This window comes from Mammaliicoccus sp. B-M6, assembly GCF_022386965.1.
Taxonomy (GTDB): domain Bacteria; phylum Bacillota; class Bacilli; order Staphylococcales; family Staphylococcaceae; genus Mammaliicoccus; species Mammaliicoccus sciuri_A.
Window position 1 is genome coordinate 104,019 of record NZ_JAJNHJ010000001.1, and the last position, 21,830, is coordinate 125,848.

Annotated in this window: 22 protein-coding genes and 2 other annotated features; of the genes, 1 reads left to right on the forward strand and 21 read right to left on the reverse strand. The window is 32.1% G+C overall.

Annotated features, from left to right (window positions below; genetic code table 11):
• Positions 1–13: 13 nt before the first annotated feature.
• The 17 genes from ruvB to LQ693_RS00625 form a co-directional block, all read right to left on the reverse strand.
• The gene (gene ruvB / locus LQ693_RS00545; protein ID WP_373364821.1) at positions 14–994 is read right to left on the reverse strand and encodes a Holliday junction branch migration DNA helicase RuvB; all 981 of its coding nucleotides are present in this window, start codon (positions 992–994) and stop codon (positions 14–16) included.
• Between the two features lie 28 nt (positions 995–1,022).
• Positions 1,023–1,613: a Holliday junction branch migration protein RuvA gene (gene ruvA / locus LQ693_RS00550; RefSeq protein ID WP_025904263.1), complete on the reverse strand. Its 591-nt coding sequence runs from the start codon at positions 1,611–1,613 to the stop codon at positions 1,023–1,025.
• Between the two features lie 14 nt (positions 1,614–1,627).
• Entirely contained in the window at positions 1,628–2,089 is a 462-nt protein-coding gene (locus LQ693_RS00555; protein ID WP_025904264.1) for an ACT domain-containing protein, read from the reverse strand.
• A gap of 12 nt (positions 2,090–2,101) precedes the next feature.
• Entirely contained in the window at positions 2,102–3,391 is a 1,290-nt protein-coding gene (obgE, locus tag LQ693_RS00560) for a GTPase ObgE (protein ID WP_025904265.1), read from the reverse strand.
• A 2-nt stretch (positions 3,392–3,393) separates the two neighbouring features.
• Positions 3,394–3,924: a Spo0B domain-containing protein gene (locus LQ693_RS00565; RefSeq protein ID WP_025904266.1), complete on the reverse strand. Its 531-nt coding sequence runs from the start codon at positions 3,922–3,924 to the stop codon at positions 3,394–3,396.
• A gap of 193 nt (positions 3,925–4,117) precedes the next feature.
• Positions 4,118–4,402, reverse strand: coding sequence for a 50S ribosomal protein L27 (rpmA, locus tag LQ693_RS00570; RefSeq protein WP_025904267.1), 285 nt, complete (start codon positions 4,400–4,402; stop codon positions 4,118–4,120).
• Between the two features lie 10 nt (positions 4,403–4,412).
• Positions 4,413–4,733: a ribosomal-processing cysteine protease Prp gene (locus tag LQ693_RS00575; RefSeq protein WP_037588433.1), complete on the reverse strand. Its 321-nt coding sequence runs from the start codon at positions 4,731–4,733 to the stop codon at positions 4,413–4,415.
• A gap of 3 nt (positions 4,734–4,736) precedes the next feature.
• Positions 4,737–5,045, reverse strand: a complete 309-nt coding sequence (gene rplU, locus LQ693_RS00580; RefSeq protein ID WP_016911517.1) for a 50S ribosomal protein L21 — start codon at positions 5,043–5,045, stop codon at positions 4,737–4,739.
• Positions 5,046–5,057: 12 nt separating this feature from the next.
• Positions 5,058–5,131 (reverse strand) — a sequence feature (ribosomal protein L21 leader region).
• A gap of 59 nt (positions 5,132–5,190) precedes the next feature.
• On the reverse strand, positions 5,191–5,694 hold the full coding sequence (gene mreD, locus LQ693_RS00585) for a rod shape-determining protein MreD (RefSeq protein ID WP_025904269.1): 504 nt from the start codon (positions 5,692–5,694) through the stop codon (positions 5,191–5,193).
• Positions 5,694–6,551, reverse strand: coding sequence for a rod shape-determining protein MreC (gene mreC, locus LQ693_RS00590; protein ID WP_025904270.1), 858 nt, complete (start codon positions 6,549–6,551; stop codon positions 5,694–5,696). Before mreC ends, mreD begins: the two co-directional genes overlap by 1 nt.
• Positions 6,552–6,652: 101 nt before the next feature.
• Positions 6,653–7,096 carry a DUF4930 family protein gene (locus LQ693_RS00595; RefSeq protein ID WP_025904271.1) on the reverse strand — a complete coding sequence of 148 codons (444 nt, stop codon included), beginning with the start codon at positions 7,094–7,096 and terminating at the stop codon, positions 6,653–6,655.
• 370 nt (positions 7,097–7,466) lie between these two features.
• Entirely contained in the window at positions 7,467–9,215 is a 1,749-nt protein-coding gene (locus LQ693_RS00600) for an ABC transporter ATP-binding protein (RefSeq protein WP_103360771.1), read from the reverse strand.
• Entirely contained in the window at positions 9,212–10,951 is a 1,740-nt protein-coding gene (locus tag LQ693_RS00605; protein ID WP_025904273.1) for an ABC transporter ATP-binding protein, read from the reverse strand. The genes LQ693_RS00600 and LQ693_RS00605 overlap by 4 nt, the downstream gene beginning before the upstream one ends.
• Before the next feature lie 273 nt (positions 10,952–11,224).
• On the reverse strand, positions 11,225–11,503 hold the full coding sequence (locus tag LQ693_RS00610) for a hypothetical protein (protein WP_103360773.1): 279 nt from the start codon (positions 11,501–11,503) through the stop codon (positions 11,225–11,227).
• A gap of 44 nt (positions 11,504–11,547) precedes the next feature.
• On the reverse strand, positions 11,548–12,264 hold the full coding sequence (gene radC / locus LQ693_RS00615) for a RadC family protein (RefSeq protein ID WP_103360774.1): 717 nt from the start codon (positions 12,262–12,264) through the stop codon (positions 11,548–11,550).
• Positions 12,254–12,979: a prepilin peptidase gene (locus LQ693_RS00620; protein ID WP_239702935.1), complete on the reverse strand. Its 726-nt coding sequence runs from the start codon at positions 12,977–12,979 to the stop codon at positions 12,254–12,256. Before LQ693_RS00620 ends, radC begins: the two co-directional genes overlap by 11 nt.
• A gap of 177 nt (positions 12,980–13,156) precedes the next feature.
• Positions 13,157–14,554, reverse strand: coding sequence for a YfcC family protein (locus LQ693_RS00625; protein WP_025904278.1), 1,398 nt, complete (start codon positions 14,552–14,554; stop codon positions 13,157–13,159).
• A gap of 274 nt (positions 14,555–14,828) precedes the next feature.
• On the opposite strand from LQ693_RS00625, the gene LQ693_RS00630 reads away from it, so the two are divergent.
• Positions 14,829–15,134: a DUF3969 family protein gene (locus LQ693_RS00630; RefSeq protein ID WP_025904279.1), complete on the forward strand. Its 306-nt coding sequence runs from the start codon at positions 14,829–14,831 to the stop codon at positions 15,132–15,134.
• Positions 15,135–15,211: 77 nt separating this feature from the next.
• Here LQ693_RS00630 and LQ693_RS00635 read toward each other — a convergent pair whose 3' ends face one another.
• From LQ693_RS00635 to hemL, 4 genes are all read right to left on the reverse strand, one after another.
• Positions 15,212–16,474 carry a bifunctional folylpolyglutamate synthase/dihydrofolate synthase gene (locus LQ693_RS00635; RefSeq protein WP_025904280.1) on the reverse strand — a complete coding sequence of 421 codons (1,263 nt, stop codon included), beginning with the start codon at positions 16,472–16,474 and terminating at the stop codon, positions 15,212–15,214.
• A gap of 8 nt (positions 16,475–16,482) precedes the next feature.
• On the reverse strand, positions 16,483–19,113 hold the full coding sequence (locus LQ693_RS00640; protein ID WP_103360776.1) for a valine--tRNA ligase: 2,631 nt from the start codon (positions 19,111–19,113) through the stop codon (positions 16,483–16,485).
• Between the two features lie 40 nt (positions 19,114–19,153).
• Positions 19,154–19,366 (reverse strand) — a binding site (T-box leader).
• A 48-nt stretch (positions 19,367–19,414) separates the two neighbouring features.
• A complete protein-coding gene (locus tag LQ693_RS00645) occupies positions 19,415–20,485 on the reverse strand; it encodes an AbrB family transcriptional regulator (RefSeq protein ID WP_025904282.1) in 1,071 nt (356 codons plus the stop codon).
• Between the two features lie 55 nt (positions 20,486–20,540).
• Positions 20,541–21,830 carry a glutamate-1-semialdehyde 2,1-aminomutase gene (gene hemL, locus LQ693_RS00650; protein ID WP_025904283.1) on the reverse strand — a complete coding sequence of 430 codons (1,290 nt, stop codon included), beginning with the start codon at positions 21,828–21,830 and terminating at the stop codon, positions 20,541–20,543.

Genomic DNA, 21,830 nt, shown 5'->3' on the forward strand with positions numbered 1-21,830 from the left:
CTTTGCCTCTTTCCTAATCCTTTTTAATGTCGAAGTGATCGTAACTTAATGCAGTTGCACGACGACCTCTTGGCGTTCTTTCTATAAATCCTTTTTGGATAAGATAAGGTTCATAAACGTCTTCAAGTGTTATACGTTCTTCACCTATCGTAGCTGCTATTGCATCTAATCCAACTGGACCACCTTTATAATTATTCAGGATACAGTGCATAATTTTATAATCTATATGGTCAAGTCCTTCTTCATCTACTTGCAACAAGTCTAAAGCATGCTTTGTAATATCCATAGAAATAGCTTCGTCACCTTCTACTTGAGCAAAATCACGCACTCTACGTAACAAACGATTTGCTATACGAGGTGTCCCTCTACTTCGTTTAGATAATTCAACCGTGCTATTTTGATCAATGTCTACTTCAAATACTTCAGCAGTACGCTTTATAATTTCTTGTAAACTATTATCATCATAATATTCTAATCTAAGATGCACACCGAAACGATCTCTCAAAGGTGCTGAAAGACTCCCTACACGCGTTGTAGCACCTACTAGCGTAAATGGTGGCAAATCGATTCTAATACTTCTAGCTTCTTCACCTTTCCCAACAACGATATCTAAAAAGAAATCTTCCATAGCAGGGTATAACACTTCTTCAACAACTCTGCTTAATCGGTGTATCTCATCTATGAAAAGTACATCTCCAGGTTGTAGCGCAGAAAGTATGGCTGCTAAATCACCGGGTCTTTCAATAGAAGGTCCGCTTGCAGTTCGTAAATTAACATTCATCTCATTAGATATAATATGCGCTAAAGTTGTCTTACCTAGACCAGGTGGACCGTAAAGTAAACAATGATCTAAAGGTTCTTCTCTTAACTTAGCAGCTTTAATAAATATATCTAAGTTTGATTTTATATTGTTTTGACCAATATATTGATTTAAAGTATCTGGTCTTAATGAAAGTTCACTTTGGATATCATCTTCGTGCCCATGTTCATCCATTAATCGCTCATCCAAAAAATCACCTCATTTACTGAATAAGTAATGCTAAACCTCTTTTAACACAAGCATCTACTGAATCAAATGATTCTTTTTCTAGGTTCTTCTTAACTTTTGTAATTTCTCGTTTAGAGTAACCTAATGCTTCTAAAGCTAACAATGCTTCTTCTAATACATCTTGACCGGCATCTTTACTTTCTGGGAATAACTCAGATTCTTCTGTGATGATTAATTTCCCTTTTAAATCAAGAATAATTTGTCTTGCTGTTTTTTTACCGATACCTGGAAACTTTGTTAAATATGATTCATTTTCATTTTCTATAGCAATTGCTACTTCATTAGGCGTGCTTGTCGCTAAAATTGCTAAAGCTGACTTCGGTCCAATACCTGTCACTTTAATTAAGCTTAAAAACATATCCTTTTCTTCAAGATTCACAAATCCATATAATAATTGGGCATCTTCACGCACAATTAATTGTGTATATACTTGCGTTTCTTTATCTAATTGAGATTGAAAACGATATGAGTTAGGTGTTTGAATTTCATAACCTATACCATTTGCCTCAACTACAATATGAGAAGGATATAATTGTGTAACGATTCCTTTTATATATGCATACATTTAGACAACTTCCTTTACATACTCATTCCAATAATTTCTACTTCATCAACATATGGACTTTCTTTAATTGCATCCATTAACTCTTCTAATGATAACTCAATATTTGCAGCATTAAGAGAAATTGTAATCGTTGCTCTATCCTTTATTGGTAGACTTTGATGTATGGTAAGTACAGAACCTTTAACTTCAGCAATTTTATTCAAGACAGTTGCGAGCATCCCCACTTCATCTTGTACATATAAAATTAACGTTAAATTTTTGGTCTGTTCTTCTAATCTATCAATTGGAAATATTGTATCTTTATATTTATAAAAAGCACTTCTAGATAAATTAAATTCTTTAACTGCATCATAAATCGTTAAATTATTATTTTTTAATAATGCATTTTTAACTTTGATTGTCTTTTGCACTGACTCTGGCAAAACATCTTCTCTGATTAAATAAAACCTTTTTGTTGATTCATTTGATTTTTTCAATTGGAACACGCCCTATTCGACAAATTCAAATTCTCCACCTAAAATTCTTACAATATCACCATTTGAAGCACCGCGTTCTCTTAAGGCATCATCAATACCCATTGAACGCATTTGTCTTGCAAATCTTCTAACTGCTGCATCACGATTAAAGTCCGTCATTTTGAATAATCTTTCAATCGAATTACCTGATACAACATAGGCACCATCGTCATCTCTTGTAATAACAAAATGATCTCGTGATTTCTCGTGTTTATAGACAACACGATGTACGCCAGTTTCTTCCTCGACTGAATCGAAGTCCATTCCTTCAGTTTCATCTAATAAATCAGCAATTTGATATAGTAGTTTATCTACATTATGACGTGTAACTGTACTAATAGGAATAATATTAACATCTTCTTGAAGTTGTTCTTTAAACATTTCTAATTGTGTTTCTGAATCTGGTAAATCCATTTTATTCGCAACAACAATTTGTGGTCTTCTAGAAAGATTTTCATTATATGATTTTAATTCTTGATTAATTGTAACATAATCTTCATATGGGTCTCTGCCTTCCATACCACTCATATCAATTATATGAACAATTACTCTTGTACGTTCAATATGTCTTAAGAATTGATGGCCTAAACCAACACCTTCAGAAGCTCCTTCTATTAATCCTGGTAAATCCGCCATTACAAATCCTCTACCATCATTTGTTTGGACAACACCTAAATTAGGTTTAATTGTCGTAAAGTGATAAGCACCGATTTTTGGTTTTGCTTTGGAAACGATAGATAATAATGTTGATTTACCAACGCTTGGATAACCAACTAAACCTACATCTGCCATAAGTTTAAGTTCTAACATGACTTCAAGTTCTTCACCAGGTTCACCATTTTCACAGAAATCTGGTGCCGGATTACTTGCTGAAGCAAATCTTGAGTTACCTCTTCCACCACGGCCACCTTTAGCAACTGTAGCGCGTTGACCATGTTCAACAAGGTCAGCTAAAATCTCTTCATTTTCAGCATTTTTAATAATTGTACCAGGTGGTACTTTTAATACTAAGTCGTCTGCTCCACGACCGTGCATATTACTACTTTGTCCATTTTCACCTTTATCAGCTTTAAATTTTCGTTGGAATCTAAAGTCTAATAAAGTACGTAAACCTTCATCTACCTCAAATACGACTGACGCACCTTTACCACCGTCGCCACCTGCTGGTCCACCAAATGGAACATACTTTTCACGACGAAAAGCTACTAAACCGTTACCGCCATCACCGGCTTTTAACGATATTTTGACCTGATCTATAAACATGTTTACACCTCTATTTCTTTTATGTTAATAAAAAATTCTAATTCTATATGATTTTGACTTTCTGATAAAACTTCAACGTTATATTTAGAAAATGATTGTTCAATTTGATTAAGATCCTGATTAGTCGCACTTAACCAAACAAGCATTGTGACAAATTCTTCTTCTACTGTAAGACTAATGTGAATATTTTTTTCATCCATATCGTTAATCACAACATACTTCAAATCATTAAATATATTTGTTAAAGTATTATCTGTTCTTTCTAAGTTTTTTTGATAATAATCGATATTTGAGTTGTCAATTTCAAATGTCCATTTAGAGCCTGACAAAGATAGTTTGTATTCAAATACATTATGAACAAATTTTCTACACGGTGCATTTAAAAACAACTGTTCTTGCTTGAGATTTTTGTATAATTCATCAATTAATAAATCAACCTCTTCATGTTTTCCTAACTGTTTATATGTATATAACAATTGGAACTGATTCACAAAATCATGTCTAGACTTTAAATACACATCTAAATTATTCATTCCATCACCTTTATTATCGTTATTCATAACACTCATTATAACATTTTAATATTATGAATAAAAAAAGAAACTGCATTTCTGAATACCTTCTTTATATATAAATCACAATATTCATGCTTATATAAATAACTGCCAACATAATGATTGAGGCTGGGACAATTATACATGTCCCAGCCTCATCTAAATATAAAGATTATTCAGCAGCTGCGTATACAGATACTTTCTTTTTGTCACGACCAAAACGTTCGAATTTAACAACGCCGTCGATTTTAGCGAATAATGTATCGTCTCCACCGCGACCTACGTTTTCACCAGCGAAAACTTTAGTTCCACGTTGACGATAAAGAATAGAACCACCAGTAACGAATTGACCGTCAGCACGTTTAGCACCTAAACGTTTTGATTCAGAGTCACGACCGTTCTTTGTAGAACCTACCCCTTTTTTCGATGCGAAAAATTGTAAGTTTAATTTTAACATGAGTTACACCTCACTTGTAATTTAGTTTAATATATTGCCCATATTCTTCTTCGATTGTTTTCAAAGAAACGATAAGGCCTTGTAATAATATTTGCGCTTGTTCATTTTCTAAGTTTACACTACGTATATGAAAATATCCACCGTCGTCACTGTAATCTATATCAGGCGACTCATCAGTTAATCCAATGATAGCATTTGTTGTACCAAAGACAACTGCTGAAGCACCGGCACAGACTAAGTCTTTACCGTATTCACCTGAATCAGCATGTCCAGACATTTCAATATCTGTAACTTGCCCTTCTTGATTCAAACTAACATCTACATTAATCATAAATTATGCGTTGATTTTTTCGATTGTTAATTTAGTGTAAGGTTGACGATGACCTTGTTTACGTTTGTAGTTTTTCTTAGCTTTGTATTTGAATACAGTGATTTTTTTACCGCGTCCTTGTTTTTCAACTTTTGCAGTAACTGAAGCACCTTCAACAACAGGTGATCCAACTTTAACTGAATCTCCACCTACAAATAATACTTGGTCAAATGTGAATGAATCACCTTCATTTACGTCTAATTTCTCAACCCAAATTGTTTGACCTTCTTCTACTTTAACTTGCTTTCCGCCAGTTTCAATTATAGCAAACATACTTGCACCTCCTAATTTTTTAAGTCACGCCATTCATAGGTGACATACGTACTTTAAGACCTATGATCGAGCGGTTGTATGTAGCTAAAAACTACTCAACTTCAATAGATTACCACCTACAGCTATTGATGTCAATAATCTTTCATTAATTAGTATTTCTTTCTAATAATTTTAATACAAATGGGAAAATGATAATTAAACATATCAAATTAAATACGACAGTTGGAATTAATCTGAATAGAATAATACTGCCTATATTGATAGAAGCAATGCCTAAAAATCCATAAAAAACCATTACCCATATTTCTAGTAATACAACTGAAGATATTAAGAGTATAACCATCATCAAAATATCTCTATAAAATACTTTAAATAATTTATCCATCATAATGACAAAAATTGCATATCCAAATGTATAGACACCGTAAATACCGCCATAATATATATCTGTAAAAATACCTGTAACGATTGCTAAAATAATAGCAACTTTAGGATTTTTGTATACAGCAATTATGAGTAAGTACAAAAATGTTAATCGAGGTACGATTATAAATGTCTCATTAAATAAAGTTAAAGGTGATAAACGTGTTAATAATGAATCTAAGTAAAATAATAAGACACCAATTAAAGGAATAACGTAAAATCTCATTATTCCTCACCACTTTCATCAGATGAAGGTATCGTTTCTGGATCACGTTTAGCAACGTATACATGGTTTAAATCTTTAATATTTGTAGATGTCTTAATATATGCGACTTTAGATAATCCATATTCATCATTTTCTACTTTCTCAACTTTACCTACTAATATACCTTTAGGAAGTTGGTCACCTAAACCATTCGTTACAACTTTAGAGCCTTTTTTGATACTGTATTTATTATCGATATCACTAATAACTAGTAAATCTTTATCTTCATCATATCGATTAATCATACCAAAGATATTATCATCATCTTGCTGTATATCTACTGAAAGCTTACTTGTTTTAACACTTGTAGATATTAACTCAACTTGTGAAGAAAATTGGTTTGCTTTTTTAATTCTACCTACTAGACCTTCACTCGTAATGACAGCCATATTTTCTTTCATGCCGCTCTTTTTCCCTTTATCAATAATGATTGTATTCATCCATTGATCCGGACTTCTACCGATTACAGTAGCTGATATTGGATTGAATTGCGAAATATCCTTCATATCCAATTCTTTTTTTAAGGCTTTGTTTTCTTTTTCTAATCTTGCTTTATCAGCTTTAATTTGATCTGTACTTTTTACTTCTTCTTTTAGTTTATCAACGTCTTCGTCTGAAGTGAAAATTCCAGAGAAGAAATCAGAAACAAAAGTAACTGGATAAGATACGATTCTTCCACCAAACGATGATGTATCACTCGCATATTGTTCACTAAGCGATGCAGATTGTGCTCTCACTGAATAACCAACAATTACAATTAATAAAACCATAGAAATTAGAAAAATCATTATTTTATTATTTTTAAAAAAATTCGACAATCCAAACACCTCTTAATCTTCAAATGACTCATTAATAATGATATTACTATTTTAGCCTACACAGCACTTTAAATAAAGTAAGAGACTGCCGAAATAAAAATTTAATATGCAGTTTTAGGTAATAATTCTATATTTGAGTGCATAGCACTTAAATCATTCATTAAATCTTGCTCTGTTTGATAAACATACATCTTTGGTTCACCAAATTTATACAAGATATACTCTGTTCCTCTTTGCCCAGCAACATAGTTGTCGTCATATCCCATACGTTCTAGTCCTGAAACATCCATGAATTCACTTTTATTGATCCAATTAAATGCTTGTTTAGTTTGACCTAATGGCACATTTTGTAACAATGGATTATCTTCAATTTTATAAGTTGCATTTGCATGTTGTGGAGCCATTTCTTCAGTTGTTTGTTCATTACTATTATCAAATGGGTTTAAATCACTCAATGCTGGTACGTTTCTATATACAATAACAATGATAATGACAATTGCTAATAACGCTAATAAATTTCTAATTAATCTAAATAACCATCTCAAAATTATAGACACCTCTCATTCATTTATATTATACGAAAATTGCTCAAATAACATCATCGGGCTTTAGACCTAAACCTTTAATCATTCTGTAGTCTGATGTATTTAATGAGTTTATTCTTTATAATGAATTCAAGAGGTGATAAATTTGGAATTAATATATATATTTTTAGCTATCTTGTTTTTAATTATCTTTTTTAGATTTTTCGTTGGATTATTAAGAGTAGTAATAAAATTAGCAATCATCGCTTTAGTTATTTACTTCATATATCAAGGCGTACTTTACTTTATGTGACCGCAATGATGAGTTTAAAAAATATAAAACAATGGCCTGGGATAATGTATCCCAGGCCATTGTTTTTGTTTAGCATGATTAATCTGATAAAGACTGCATTTGATACATTTTGTAATATTGTCCTTCTAACTTGATTAACTCATCATGATTGCCTTTTTCAATGATGCGACCTTTATCAAGAACAATAATTTGATCAGCATTCTTAATTGTTGAAAGTCGGTGTGCAATAATAAATGATGTTCGCCCTTTAGACAACACAGTCATTGCTTTTTGTATAATTTCTTCCGTTTCAGAATCAATACTTGATGTCGCTTCATCTAAAATCAAAATTTCCGGATCAAATGCAAGTGCTCTCGCAAATGATATAATTTGTCGTTGTCCAGAACTTAATGTACGACCTCTTTCAATAACTGGTTCATCAATACCTTTTTTAAAGTGTTCTAACACTCTATCTCCACCTACTGCATTTAAACTTTCAACACCTTTCTCTCGTGTTACTTTAGGATCATCTAATGTAATGTTGGATAAAATAGTCCCTGTATATAAGTATGGGTCTTGTAATACAATGCCCATATGTTTACGCATATCTCTTTTATCAGTCTTAATGGTCGGTACATCATCAATTTCAATTGTTCCATCAGTAGGATCATAGAATCTGAATAGTAAATTCATGATAGAACTTTTCCCTGATCCTGTATGTCCAACTAACGCAATTGTCTGTCCTTTTTCGACTTCTAAATTGATATTTTCCAATACATATTCACCTTCATTATAAGCAAACGATACATCCTTAAAATGAACATGACCTTCTATTTTTTCAGGCAGCTGAATTTTAAGTTCTGGCATCTTTTCTTCAGATACATTCATCATTTCAAATACTCTTACGCAAGAAACTCTTGCTTGTTCTAATTGCCCCAATACATTTAATACACCAAACAATGGATCAAACAATCTTGTTATATAATTTACAAGTATATATAACGTACCGACTGAAATTGCGACTGAAGAATTTAGAAATTGTGTTCCAAATACGACAATCAACATTAAAAACACAATACTTCTAATCGTACTTAACAAATTATGTTCTGTCAGTGAATCAAATTGTATAATTTTCTTATAATTGTTTAAATACGCTTGATTCATTTCATCGAAATCATTCATAATTTGTTTTTCTTGTTTAAATGCTTGAATGATATTCATACCATTTATAGATTCATTGATAAGTGCATTCATATCACTGTTTTTTTCTCGAATGACATAGTTGTATTTACCTGTTACTTTTTTGTACCACAATAACCAAAGTATAACGAAAGGTATTGTTATAAGTGCGACAAATCCAATTTTAATATTAATAAAGAATATCGCAATAATGACACCTATCATCGTGATAAAAGCCGAAATAAAGTTTGGTAATATAACAGTGAATAGTTCGAGTATCATTTGTGTATCATTCGTTATTCTAGCTACTACTTTTCCAGCTGGTAAATTATCAAAGTATTTTATCGGCAACTTTTGAACGTGTTCAAAGAGCTTAATTCTTAACTCTTTAATAACATCTGAGCCAGCACGTTGAAGAACGAGTGTTTGAAAATAACTTAATATTGCATGAATAAGTGACACTACAAAGAACAAACTCAATAATAGTAGCACTGGTCGTAATTGTATAATTTGTGAAGCAGATGTTTTAACATAATGATCAATAATATACATCGCGACCAATGGACCTAATAATTCAAACCCCACTGCTCCAATTAAAATAACAATTCCAATGATGAATCTTTTCTTATATTTGCTAACAAATGGAAAGAGTTGATTTATAATACTCACTTGCTATACACCTCCTTCAACCGTTGTCTTTCAAATTGAGATTTATACCAACCATTCAATTGGAGTAATTGGTCATGCGTTCCTGACTCTGTGATTTCACCATGGTCCATTACAACAATTTGATTTGCATGTTTAACACCAGATAATCGATGTGTCGCAATAATGGTTGTTTTACCTTGTCTATACTTTTGTATGTTTTGTATAATTTTCTTTTCAGTTTTTGCATCAACAGCCGATAGTGCATCATCTAAAATTAATATTTTAGGATCCATAATCAATGCTCTAGCAATCGCTATTCTTTGCTTTTGACCTCCAGAAATAGCTATACCTTTTTCTCCTACTAATGTTTCTAATCCTTGAGGTAAACGTTCGATATCTTTTTCAAAATATGCTAATTTGATCGCTTCTTCGATTTCATTATCAGTAGCATCCGATTTACCAAATCTAATGTTATCTCTAATAGATCTAGAGAATAATATATTTTCTTGTGATACATAACCAATTAAACTTCTTAAATCACTTTTTGAAATTTGATTAATATTAGTATCTCCAAGTACGATTTCTCCATCTCCAGTAGGATATTCTTTCAAAATTTGTTTGATTAACGTTGTTTTACCAGAACCAGTTGCACCAACAATACCTAAAGTTTCACCTTTACCTAGTATGATATTGATGTTGTTTAAGTTAATGGATTCGCTCGATGGATATTTAAATACAACGGAATTCATACCTATATCATGTGAAGGTATGCCTTTATTTTCTAAATCAATTACTGTTTCCGCTTCATTTAAAGTTTCTTCAACACGATCTATAGACGCATTTCCTCTTTGCATAATATTTATCAAAATACCAACTGAAAACATTGGCCATACGAGCATATTTAAATATACGGTAAATGAAATCAGACCACCGATTGTCATTTCTCCACTGTTAACGAGAAAGGCTCCATAACCTATTCCGATAACTTGACTCATAGCCGTTATAATAATCGTTATTGGTTGAAAAAATGCATCCATCTTTTCAACATTCATAAATTTTTCTACGACACTTTCAGTCATATTTTTAAAATCTTTGTTGAGTTTATCTTCTTGAACATACGCTCTTGTGACACGTACACCTTCAATAGATTCAAGTACACTATCATTCATATCACCAAATGATTTTTGTGATATTAAATATCGTTTATGGATTCTTTTACCTAATTCAATTTCTAATATGGCTAGTAAAGGTAATGGAATCAGTGCACATAAAGTAAGTTTCCATGACACTGTAATACCCATCGTTAATATAATCGTTCCCATAAATGTCGTAGAATCGATTAAAGTTAAAATCCCTATCCCTGCAGTATTTCTAATTTGATTCAAATCGTTTGTAGACTTCGCCATTAAATCTCCAGTTCGATTTTTCTCAAAAAATGTTGGACTCATAGATAAAAATTTTTGCATCAGTTTACGTCTCATAATTGATTCAAGTATTTGAGAACCTGAAAAGATTAGAGTTCTCCAAATATAATTCACGATATAAGCTAAAATTAATACAATTATAAATATAATTACTAATTGATGATATATTTGTTCAGTCAAAGAATGGTCACTTATCTTATCTATAGTCTGCCCTACTATCCATGGTGGCAATACTTCTACAACGTTCGCAATTAGCAATAGAATAATTGCAATCGAATATCTCTTCCAATGATCTTTAAAAAACCACATTAACTTTTTAATTGCTTGAAACATGTTGTCCCCCCTTAACCCCTAACATTAAACACAAAAAAGCACACGCATCCTTAAAGAAAGCGTGTGCTTAAAATACATTCTAAAGGAAGTGAATATACTACTCCCTAATGCTTCATATTTAACGTAGGGGTAGTGATGTATGATGTTGTTTGTTTATAAAATCTTCTTCTGATGTTTCTCATAAGTCACTACCTCCTCTCTCATAAATTTAAATTAATGATAGCCTTTTCAAAAATTATTGTCAATATAATATCCGAAAATTTACAATTTTATTTATTTGTTTAATATTTTGTTTAAAATGAATAATGTAATTGAAACGAGAATACCCCAAGCAATTCCTGCCACAATTGAACCAAGTATTAAATTCATTGAAAGTGCAGAACCATCTTTTGTTAAAGTAAGAATAATGGATGCTAAGAAAACACCAATGATGCCTAACACCAACGTGATGCCATAGTCTTTTCTAACAATTGGTCGCTTTTTCTTACGTTGAAATAAAGAAATGATAAATAGTAACGGTAATACGACAAATATGAACGTTATGATTTGCAAAATAAAAACTCCTTACTCATTTTTAATTACATTATAACATTGAATCATTCAGTTATATTATTAATTTCTAAGTCTTCACGCATGATATAGTCATTTTCAAATATGCTAATAAATTCTCCATCACCAATGATAATATGATCTAATAAATCGATACCCATTAAATCACAACAATATAAAATTCGCTTTGTTGTTTTAATATCTTCTAATGATGGCGTCGGATCACCACTTGGATGATTATGTGCAATGACAATTGAAGCGGCAGAATGCTTAACTGCCTCTCTTAATAAATCTCTCGGATGAACAACTGCCATATTTAACGATCCAATAAAAATCGATTGTTCATGTATAATTTGATTCTTTGTATTTAATAATAAAGCGACAAAGTGTTCTTGCTTTAAATATCTTAATTTTTCCATTAAATAATCTGCAACATCTTGTGGTTCATTGATTTCTACTTTGTCGAGAACAGTATTGCTATGCATTCTTTTAGCTAATTCAATAACTGCTAGAATTGTAATTGCCCTAGATTCCCCAATGCCATTAACACTTAGCAATTCAGATAACGTTAAATGTCTTAGCTCTCTAGTATTTTCAACTAAATTTAATACTTTATTCGCACATTCTAGACTGGAGTATTGTTTGCTTCCTGAATTAATAATGATCGCCAATAGTTCTCTATTTGTTAATTTATCTGGACCATATGATTTGAGTCTTTCTCTCGGTTTATCTTCATGTTGTAAATCTTTAATTTTAATAACCATAGTAGCCTCCTAAAAAATAATCATTAAGTTGAATTTGGAATAATTGTACAAATATAACTGCAAGTGTCATAAAAGGAACGAGTGGTACTTTTTGAATTTTATTTCGTGTGATACATACATAAAGTGTGATCAATACACCCGCAAATATAAAAGTAAACATAAAACATAATATAAAATGTGATATCGTCAAAATTAAACTTAGTAACGAAAATAATTTAATATCTCCATAACCTAGCCCTCCCTTTGATATGAAATATAATGTATGCAAAATTAATATGATAAACAGTGCGTAAAAAATTTGTTCTCGCGTTATTTCAAATAAATAAATGCTACATACTAATATAATAATGAGCATATGATTCGGAATGACAAAATGATGAAAATCATAAATAGATAAAGGTATTAAAAAGATAATTAAGAAGTAATACAAAAGAGGATTTAGTTGAACTGTTGAAAGAATGGGAATAAGAAATAGTATGCCTAAAAGGACTTCACAAATTAATAAACTTATTGGAATATCCTTCTTACAATAACGACATTTACCGCGTAATGCTACATAACTTACAATGGGTATTAAATCTATCGGTTTAAGTGATGTAAAACAGGATTCACAAACAGAACGCTTCGTTAACAAATGAAAGTTCACTTTCTTCACACCCGTAAGTTGATACATATAACTTGCAATGATTGCACCGAATATAAACATTTTGAACATGTTTTTAACTCCTTTTTGATATTAATTAATATACCAAATAACACCTCAATATTTATAATCGCATTTTGTTAGTAAATAGTTCTAATACTTTTAAACGCTTTATAAATCCATTAAAAAAACTTGAAAAACATCTAAAAATAGCATGTGTTTTTCAAGTTTTGTATAATTTTTAAAATTTTAATAACCTAGGGCTAACGCGATAAAAATACCAACTAAACATATAACTACCCAAAGTAATAATAACTTCCAAATAAATTTAACCCAAGTTGTATAAGAAATACCTGCTACAGCTAATCCACCCATTAACGAAGCTGATGTTGGGAAAATACTATTACTTACTGCATCACCATATTGGAAGGCAAGTACAGCCATTTGTCTATTGATATTCAATAAATCAGAAATTGGCACCATTAACGGCATTGTTGTCATTGCTTGACCAGAACCAGATGGGATAAAGAAGTTCAGGACCATTTGTATGATAAACATCATCCCTACCGTAATACTTGCTGGTAAATCTTGAATTGTATTTGTTAAATAATAAACAATTGTGTCGATAATTTTACCATTTTCTAATACAACGACGATTGCTTTAGCGAAGCCAACAATTAATGCTCCAAATAAAATAGACTGCATACCCTCGATTAATGCATCGAAAGTACCGTTAAAACCTAGACCAGCAATAAAACCTGCCAATAATCCGACTAGTAAGAAATTGGCACTCATTTCATTAAATGACCAACCAAATGTAAAAATGCCAAATACGTTAAAACATATTGCACTGACTAATAAAATTAAACAAAACATTTGTCGCTTTGTAAATCTACCAATTTCTTCTTGTGGTTTGATTTGATCTTTTTCTTGTTGCTCTAACTCGTATACTAAACTTTTCTTTGGATTCTTTTTAACTTTTCGAGCGTAAAACATAACGTATGCAATACCTACAATTAATACACAAATATAAATAATTGTTCTAAATTCCCATCCAGAAAAAAGTGGAATTTCTGCAATCTGTTGAGCAACACCAACTGTAAATGGGTTGAGCATTCCGCCTAGAAAGCCAGCAGCAGCACCCATGATAATCATTGCAGCACCTGTCATTGCATCATATCCGACTGCTCTAGCAATCGCTATACCGATTGGAACAAAAATAATCGTCTCTTCAGCTAAACCTATAGAGAAACCAAGCAATGAAAAAATGAACATCGTTAGTGGAATCATTAACTTACCGTTTTTACCAAGCTTATTCATCGCGGCATTAACGCCATTGGTAATGGCACCTGTCTTATGAATAATGCCAAATGCACCACCAACTAAAAATATGTAAAAGATAATATCAGCACCACTGATTAATCCTTCAGGTATTGATCTAAATATTTCTAAAAAGCCAGAAGGTTCACTATCTACTAAATGATATGTACCCGAAACAACCTCTTCCCGGTCATTAACAGACTTCCTGTCAAATTCCCCAGAAGGTATAACATAAGTCAGTAAACAACTCATAGCAATAATGAAAAGCAATATAGCATATGTATGAGGATTCTTGAACCTTATAAATTTTCCAACTATATCTTTCAAATTAATCCCCCCCTATTTATAAGTACCATCATACACTATTATCAGAAAATATTGAATATTATATAAAAATCTTCGATTTTGTTCGTGCATGCTTGCCTAGGGTATGGTTCGAGCCTGTAGTCTCTCACTCATACAATTCCCTCAGGCGTCAGCACGTCACAAAATCGTTATTAATACTATCGTTTAACTTTAAAAATTCTTATAAAGTTTTAATACCCTAAAAAATATAAGTTATTGAGATATATGATAGATGATTTAAAATATAGATTGACTAATGCATGGACTATTTAACCAAATTAGATTAAATCTCATAACTATCGAAAATGCAGAGCATATTTTATTTACACCTTACATAATGAATAAGTTGAAAAAAAATAATGTTTCGGAAGAAATTTTAAGTTTAGTACATGAAGGTACCGAACTTGAAGACCTAAAATCTTTAAATATATTATCTGATGAAGAATTATCACGATTAATTAATGAAACAGAACGTTTATTAAAAAATTATCATGATATTGAATTTAATGATAAAATATATAACAATTTTGTAATAGATAAGGATAGTACATCCAATAATTAATTCTTCATAAAAAATATTAGAACATACCTATGCATAAAAAAATGCCGGCAAAGTCGATGAATTTGCCGGCATTTTTATTAATCTTTAAATAATTTTCTTACTTCACTAATAAAGTATAAACTTCCTGTTACAACGAGTAATTCTCCGTCGTATTGTTCAATAAATTGAGGATAGTCTTGAACTTTTTCAATATGGTGGTGCTCTAAATAATCGTATACTGCATCTATTGGTAATGCTTTTGGAAAATCAAATGTTGTTACATAAAATCTATTGGCTATTTCTTCTATGCTATTCATCATTTTCCCTATTGGCTTACCATCTATTGCTGCAAATAATACATCGATTTTTTTGTCTGAATAGTATTGTTTTAATGTATCTACTAACGCATCAATACTTTCTCTATTATGGGCACCGTCTATTAAAATGAGTGGTTCTTCTTGAACTTTTTCAATTCGACCTGACCATGTTGTATGTTCTATCGCATCAATCATTGTATTAAAGTTTAATTGAATCATACCTCTTTGATACATTTCAATAAGCGTTGTAATCGCTAGTGCAGCATTTTCATGCTGATGTTGACCTATCATTTTGAGTTGAATGTTTTCTAATTCATAACTACCATATCGATACGTAAATTCAGTATCATCTGACAGTACATGAAAATCGCGATCTAGTTCTAGACCTTTATTGTAATTTTTCTCAACTACTTCTCTAACGAAATGTAAAGCATCTTTAGGCTTAATGGCATATACAAGCGGAACACTTGGTTTAATGACACCAGCTTTTTCTCTTGCAATATCCATATACGTATCGCCTAAAATATTCGTATGATCTAAACCAATACTTGTTAACACCGTCATTATTGGTTGAAATACATTCGTTGAATCATTTAAAGCACCTAATCCCGCTTCGATGATAACAAAGTCTACAGGATGTACTGTACCAAAATATACAAACATCATTAATGTAATGATTTCAAATTCAGTAGCTGGACCTAAATCAGTTTCAGATTCAAGTCGTTCAGAGATTGGTTTAACAATCTGAACTAACTCAACCAATTCATCATCTGTGATTGGTGTTCCATTAATACTGATTCTTTCATTGAAAGTGACAATAAATGGCGATGTGAAAGTACCGATTTCATAGTTATTAGCTACTAGGGCTTCTCTTAAATAACTGACAGTTGAACCTTTACCATTTGTACCGACTACGTGAACTGCTTGAATCTTTTCTTCAGGATTACCTAATTTGTCGAGCATCCACTTCATTCTTTTAACGCCTGGTTTAATACCGAACTTCGTGCGTTCATGTATCCAGTGTAAACTATCTAAATAATTCATAAGATTTCCTAGCCTTTCAGTTGTTCAATTCTTGCTAATACACCATCATATTTTTCTTGATAATTAACTTTTTTATCTTTTTCTTCGTTAATAATCTTTTCAGGTGCATTTGCAACGAATTTTTCATTGCTTAATTTTTTATTAACACGATCTAATTCTTTTTGCCATTTTTGAAGTTCTTGTTCAAGTCTTTCTATTTCTTTATCCATGTCAATTAAACCTTCTAAAGGTAATACAACTGTCGCACCAAATACAACTTCAGTCATTGCTTTTTCTGGTATATCAACTTTCGTATCAATTACTAACTCACTTGGATTACAGAAACGCATTAAATAATCTTTATTGTCTAAAAGTTGTTTTTTCACTGTTTCATCTTTAGCTTCAATGTGAATTGGTACTTCTTTAGACATTGGCGTATTCACTTCACGACGTGCTTGTCTTACAGATTTAATGATTTCAACTAATAGTTGCATAGATACTTTACTATTTTCATTTGATAATTCTGGTCTTACTTCTGGCCATGAAGCTTGAATAATTGTTTCACCTTCATGTGGTAATGCTTGCCAAATATGTTCTGTTACGAATGGCATTAATGGATGAAGCATACGCATTGTTTGATCTAACGTATAAGCCAATACTGAACGTGTCATTTGCTTTTTAGCTTCGTCATCACCATTCATTGGTATTTTACTCATTTCGATATACCAATCACAGAATTCATCCCAAATGAAGTTATATAATACACGACCAACTTCACCGAATTCATATTTATCACTTAAATCCGTAACGTTCGCAATTGTTTCATTTAAACGTGTAAGAATCCATTCATCTGCAACTGATTTTTCACCAGATAAATCTATATCTTCAAATTTGAAATCTTCACCGATATTCATAATGCTGAAACGAGACGCATTCCAAATTTTATTGATAAAGTTCCATACCGCTTCAACTTTTTCAGTAGAATAGCGTAAGTCATGACCTGGAGATGAACCAGTAGCTAAGAAGTATCTTAAACTATCTGCACCATATTCATCAATTACATCCATTGGGTCAACACCGTTACCAAGTGATTTACTCATTTTACGGCCATCTTCAGCTCTTACTAAACCATGTAATAAAACGTCATTGAATGGCTTTTTACCAGTAAATTCTAGACCTTGGAAAATCATTCTTGATACCCAGAAGAATATAATATCATATCCTGTTACTAACGTATTAGTTGGATAGTAACGTTTGAAATCTTCATTGTTTTCATCTGGCCAACCTAATGTTGAGAATGGCCATAATGCAGAACTAAACCATGTATCTAGAACATCTTCATCTTGAGTCCAGTTCTCGATATCTGCTGGAGGTTCTTCACCAACGTAAGTTTCGCCTGTTTCATTATGGTACCATGCTGGGATTTGATGACCCCACCATAATTGTCTTGAAATTGTCCAGTCACGAATGTTTTCCATCCATCTATTGAATGTTCCTTCAAAACGTTCTGGTACAAAATTAATACGACCATCTGTATCTTGATTGTCTAATGCTTGTTTAGCTAATGGTTCCATTTTAACAAACCATTGTGTAGATAAATAAGGTTCTACTACTGCGCCACTTCTTTCTGAGTGACCAACAGAATGAACATGTTCTTCTATTTTGATTAATTCGCCAGTTTCTTTTAGGTCTTCGATTAATTGTTTACGGCATTCAAAACGATCTAAACCATTATATTTACCAGCAAGCTCATTCATTGTACCGTCTTCATTCATAACATTGATTTTTTCAAGTTGATGTCTTTCACCAATTTCGAAGTCATTAGGGTCATGAGCTGGTGTAACTTTCATTGCACCACTACCGAATTCAATATCAACATAGTCATCACCAATAATCGGTAATTCACGGCCAATAATCGGTAAGATAACGGATTTACCAATTAAATGTTTGTAACGATCATCATTTGGGTTAACAACGATTGCTGTATCACCTAACATCGTTTCAGGACGTGTCGTTGCAATTTCAATTGCGCCTTCTCCGTCTTTAAAAGGATATTTAATATGATAGAAATGACCTGTAATATCTTCGTGAATAACTTCAATATCAGAAATAGCTGTTTTAGTTTGTGGATCCCAGTTAATAATTCTTTCACCACGATAGATAAGACCTTTGTTATACATATCAACAAATACTTTCTTAACTGCTTGAGATAAGCCTTCATCTAACGTAAAACGTTCACGGCTATAGTCTAATCCTAAACCTAATTTAGCCCATTGAGCTCTAATAAAGTCAGCATATTCTTCTTTCCATGACCAAGCATGCTCAAGGAATTTTTCTCTTCCTAAATCATGTCTTGTTAAACCTTGTTCTCTTAACTTACCTTCAACTTTAGCTTGAGTCGCAATACCTGCATGGTCCATACCTGGTAAATACAATGTGTCATAGCCTTGCATTCTCTTCATTCTTGTTAAAATATCTTGCAAAGTCGTATCCCATGCATGACCTAAATGCAACTTCCCTGTTACGTTTGGTGGTGGAATAACAATTGTATATGTTTCCTTTTCTTTATTTTCACCTGGCTTGAAATAATTATGATCTAACCAAAATTGATAACGGCCTTCTTCAACCTTTTTAGGGTTATACTTAGGTTCCATTTCCATTAAAATCACTCCCTTTATAATATAAAAAACCCGTCCTAATAAATAGGACGGGTTAAACCGTGGTACCACCTAAATTCAATATAATCACTTATATTGCACTCTAACGATTATCGCTCGCACACGCATTAACCTACTTAGTTTCAATTAACGTTCAATTTAAGGCTACCTTCAATCATCATTAATATGCATTTACACCAACCATGCACTCTCTATCATTAATCAATGATTTACTCTTCCTTGATAAATATTCGATTACTTTAATAATATAAGCAGAATCCATATAAGTCAATATTGATTCAATTTAATTTCCATATTTTCTAGCTCGAGCTGTTAAGAATATTTTAATTAACGGTGCAACGATCAACAGAATAAAGAATATCCTAAATATATGATAACTTGATATCATCGCAACATCTCCACCAGTTTCTAATGCTACAACGATAATTTGAGCCATACCACCAGGTGCTGCACTTAAGAATAAGTCGTTTATATTGTCGTCTATAAATAACTCAAATACAAAAACTAGTACAAATGCACCAATAATCAGTGATACATTTTGAAATGCGATAGCAAATATCGTTTTTCTCGTTAAATTATTGATTAAATCTGATATTTGAACACCAATTCTTATACCAAATAATACTTGTGCAACGACAATGATTGGATAATCCAATGAAAAGATTTGTCCCGTATATAAATTCCATACTAATAATACAAATATCGGTGCAAGTAATTGTGGCACAGGCACTTTCAATTTATAGAATATAAAATATAAAGCGATGATACCGATTAGTAGCACAAATAGACCTGTGAAATCTAACGCTGTGAATATAGATGGTGCCTTTTCAATTTGTCCTGACGCGGTACCATCATTACCATAAATGGATGAAATAATTGGAACTAATATTACGACAAACATGATTCGAGATGTTTGTGTCAGTGTAACAATTAACAAATCTGCTTTTTTATTTTCTTCAGCCATAATAACCATCTGACTTAAAGCACCTGGAATTGCACTTAACAATGCCGTTTCGAAAGTCACATTTGCAATTTTTCTAAACGCTATTGATACAATTAACGCAAGTATTAAGATAAATACTGACATTAATATAATTTGTAGCCATTCATCTTTAATATCATGAAGGACAGTAGGCGTAAATGTTGAGCCCATTTGTATCCCTAATATCAATAACCCGATATTACCTAACCATACTGGCCATTTAATCGTGCGTTTTAATACTTTAATCAATATTAAACTCGCAAATATAGGTCCAAACATCCAAGGTAATATCATGTGAATACTTTGTAACACAAAACCGAGTATAATGGCTAACAAGCATACAAATACAATGTTCCATTTATTTCTATTCATGATTAACACCTCAAAAAGATTATATCATTTATGTTTCTATATTTTGAGGTAAGTTTTATTCGTTTGTAATTCTTTCTAATGCTGTATCAAAAGCTTGAATTGTTTTTTCAATATCTTCTTTAGTATGCGCAGTAGATAGGAATGTACCTTCAAATTGTGAAGGTGGTAAGAATACGCCCTCTTGAGCCATTTCTCTATACATTTTGCTGAATAGTTCTAAATCTGATGAGTTCGCTTCATCAAAGTTAGTTACAGGTCCTTCATTTAAGAAATAACCGATCATTGAACCTGCACGATTAACCGTAATCGGAACAGAATGTTTCGCAAACACTTCTTTTAGACCTTTTTCAAGTAAATCTCCAAGTTCATTAAAGTATTGATAGCTTTCTTCAGTTAATTCACTTAGTGTTGCGTAACCACTTGTCATTGCTAACGGGTTACCTGAAAGTGTACCTGCTTGATATACATTACCGACTGGTGCTATTTCTTCCATAATTTCTCTCTTACCACCGAATGCTCCAACTGGTAGTCCGCCACCTATAACTTTACCTAAACATGTTAAATCAGGTGTTACACCAAAGTAACCTTGCGCACAATTATAGCCAACTCTAAATCCAGTCATGACTTCATCGAAAATAAGTAATGAGCCATATTCTTTCGTAATATCGCGTAAACCTTCTAAGAAGCCTTCAACTGGTGGCACGACGCCCATGTTACCAGCAACTGGTTCAACTATAACGCCTGCAATATCTTCACCAAAGTGTTCAAACGCAACTTTTACAGCTTCAATATCATTATATGGTACAGTTACAGTATTTTTAGCTGTGCCTTCTGGTACACCAGGAGAATCTGGTAAACCTAAAGTTGCAACACCAGAACCTGCTTTAATCAATAATGAATCACTATGACCGTGATAGCATCCTTCAAATTTCAATATCTTATTTCTGCCAGTATATCCTCTAGCAAGACGTAAAGCAGCTAATGTCGCTTCTGTACCTGAAGAAACCATTCTTACCATTTCAATAGATGGCACACGTTCAATAACAAGTTTAGCCATTTTATTTTCAAGTTCAGTTGATGCACCGAATGAAGTTCCTTTATCAACTGCTTCATGTAATGCAGCTTTTACTTTTTCATGTGTATGACCTAGAATTAATGGTCCCCAACTTAACACATAATCAATGTATTCATTACCATCTACATCATAAATTTTAGATCCTTGTCCGTGGTCCATAAAAATCGGTGGTGTATCTACTGATTTAAAAGCACGTACTGGACTATTTACGCCTCCTGGCATTAAATTTACGGCTTCACCATAGGCATTTATTGAACGTTCATATCTCAT

Excerpts from the sequence above, each read along its gene's own strand:
- ruvB (WP_373364821.1), bottom strand. The coding sequence starts at position 994 with ATGGATGAACATGGGCACGAAGATGATATCCAAAGTGAACTTTCATTA.
- ruvA (WP_025904263.1), bottom strand. The coding sequence starts at position 1,613 with ATGTATGCATATATAAAAGGAATCGTTACACAATTATATCCTTCTCAT.
- obgE (WP_025904265.1), bottom strand. The coding sequence starts at position 3,391 with ATGTTTATAGATCAGGTCAAAATATCGTTAAAAGCCGGTGATGGCGGT.
- LQ693_RS00565 (WP_025904266.1), bottom strand. The coding sequence starts at position 3,924 with ATGAATAATTTAGATGTGTATTTAAAGTCTAGACATGATTTTGTGAAT.
- rpmA (WP_025904267.1), bottom strand. The coding sequence starts at position 4,402 with ATGTTAAAATTAAACTTACAATTTTTCGCATCGAAAAAAGGGGTAGGT.
- LQ693_RS00575 (WP_037588433.1), bottom strand. The coding sequence starts at position 4,733 with ATGATTAATGTAGATGTTAGTTTGAATCAAGAAGGGCAAGTTACAGAT.
- rplU (WP_016911517.1), bottom strand. The coding sequence starts at position 5,045 with ATGTTTGCTATAATTGAAACTGGCGGAAAGCAAGTTAAAGTAGAAGAA.
- mreD (WP_025904269.1), bottom strand. The coding sequence starts at position 5,694 with ATGAGATTTTACGTTATTCCTTTAATTGGTGTCTTATTATTTTACTTA.
- LQ693_RS00605 (WP_025904273.1), bottom strand. The coding sequence starts at position 10,951 with ATGTTTCAAGCAATTAAAAAGTTAATGTGGTTTTTTAAAGATCATTGG.
- radC (WP_103360774.1), bottom strand. The coding sequence starts at position 12,264 with ATGGTTATTAAAATTAAAGATTTACAACATGAAGATAAACCGAGAGAA.
- LQ693_RS00620 (WP_239702935.1), bottom strand. The coding sequence starts at position 12,979 with ATGTTCAAAATGTTTATATTCGGTGCAATCATTGCAAGTTATATGTAT.
- LQ693_RS00630 (WP_025904279.1), top strand. The coding sequence starts at position 14,829 with ATGCATGGACTATTTAACCAAATTAGATTAAATCTCATAACTATCGAA.
- LQ693_RS00635 (WP_025904280.1), bottom strand. The coding sequence starts at position 16,474 with ATGAATTATTTAGATAGTTTACACTGGATACATGAACGCACGAAGTTC.
- LQ693_RS00640 (WP_103360776.1), bottom strand. The coding sequence starts at position 19,113 with ATGGAAATGGAACCTAAGTATAACCCTAAAAAGGTTGAAGAAGGCCGT.
- LQ693_RS00645 (WP_025904282.1), bottom strand. The coding sequence starts at position 20,485 with ATGAATAGAAATAAATGGAACATTGTATTTGTATGCTTGTTAGCCATT.
- hemL (WP_025904283.1), bottom strand. The coding sequence starts at position 21,830 with ATGAGATATGAACGTTCAATAAATGCCTATGGTGAAGCCGTAAATTTA.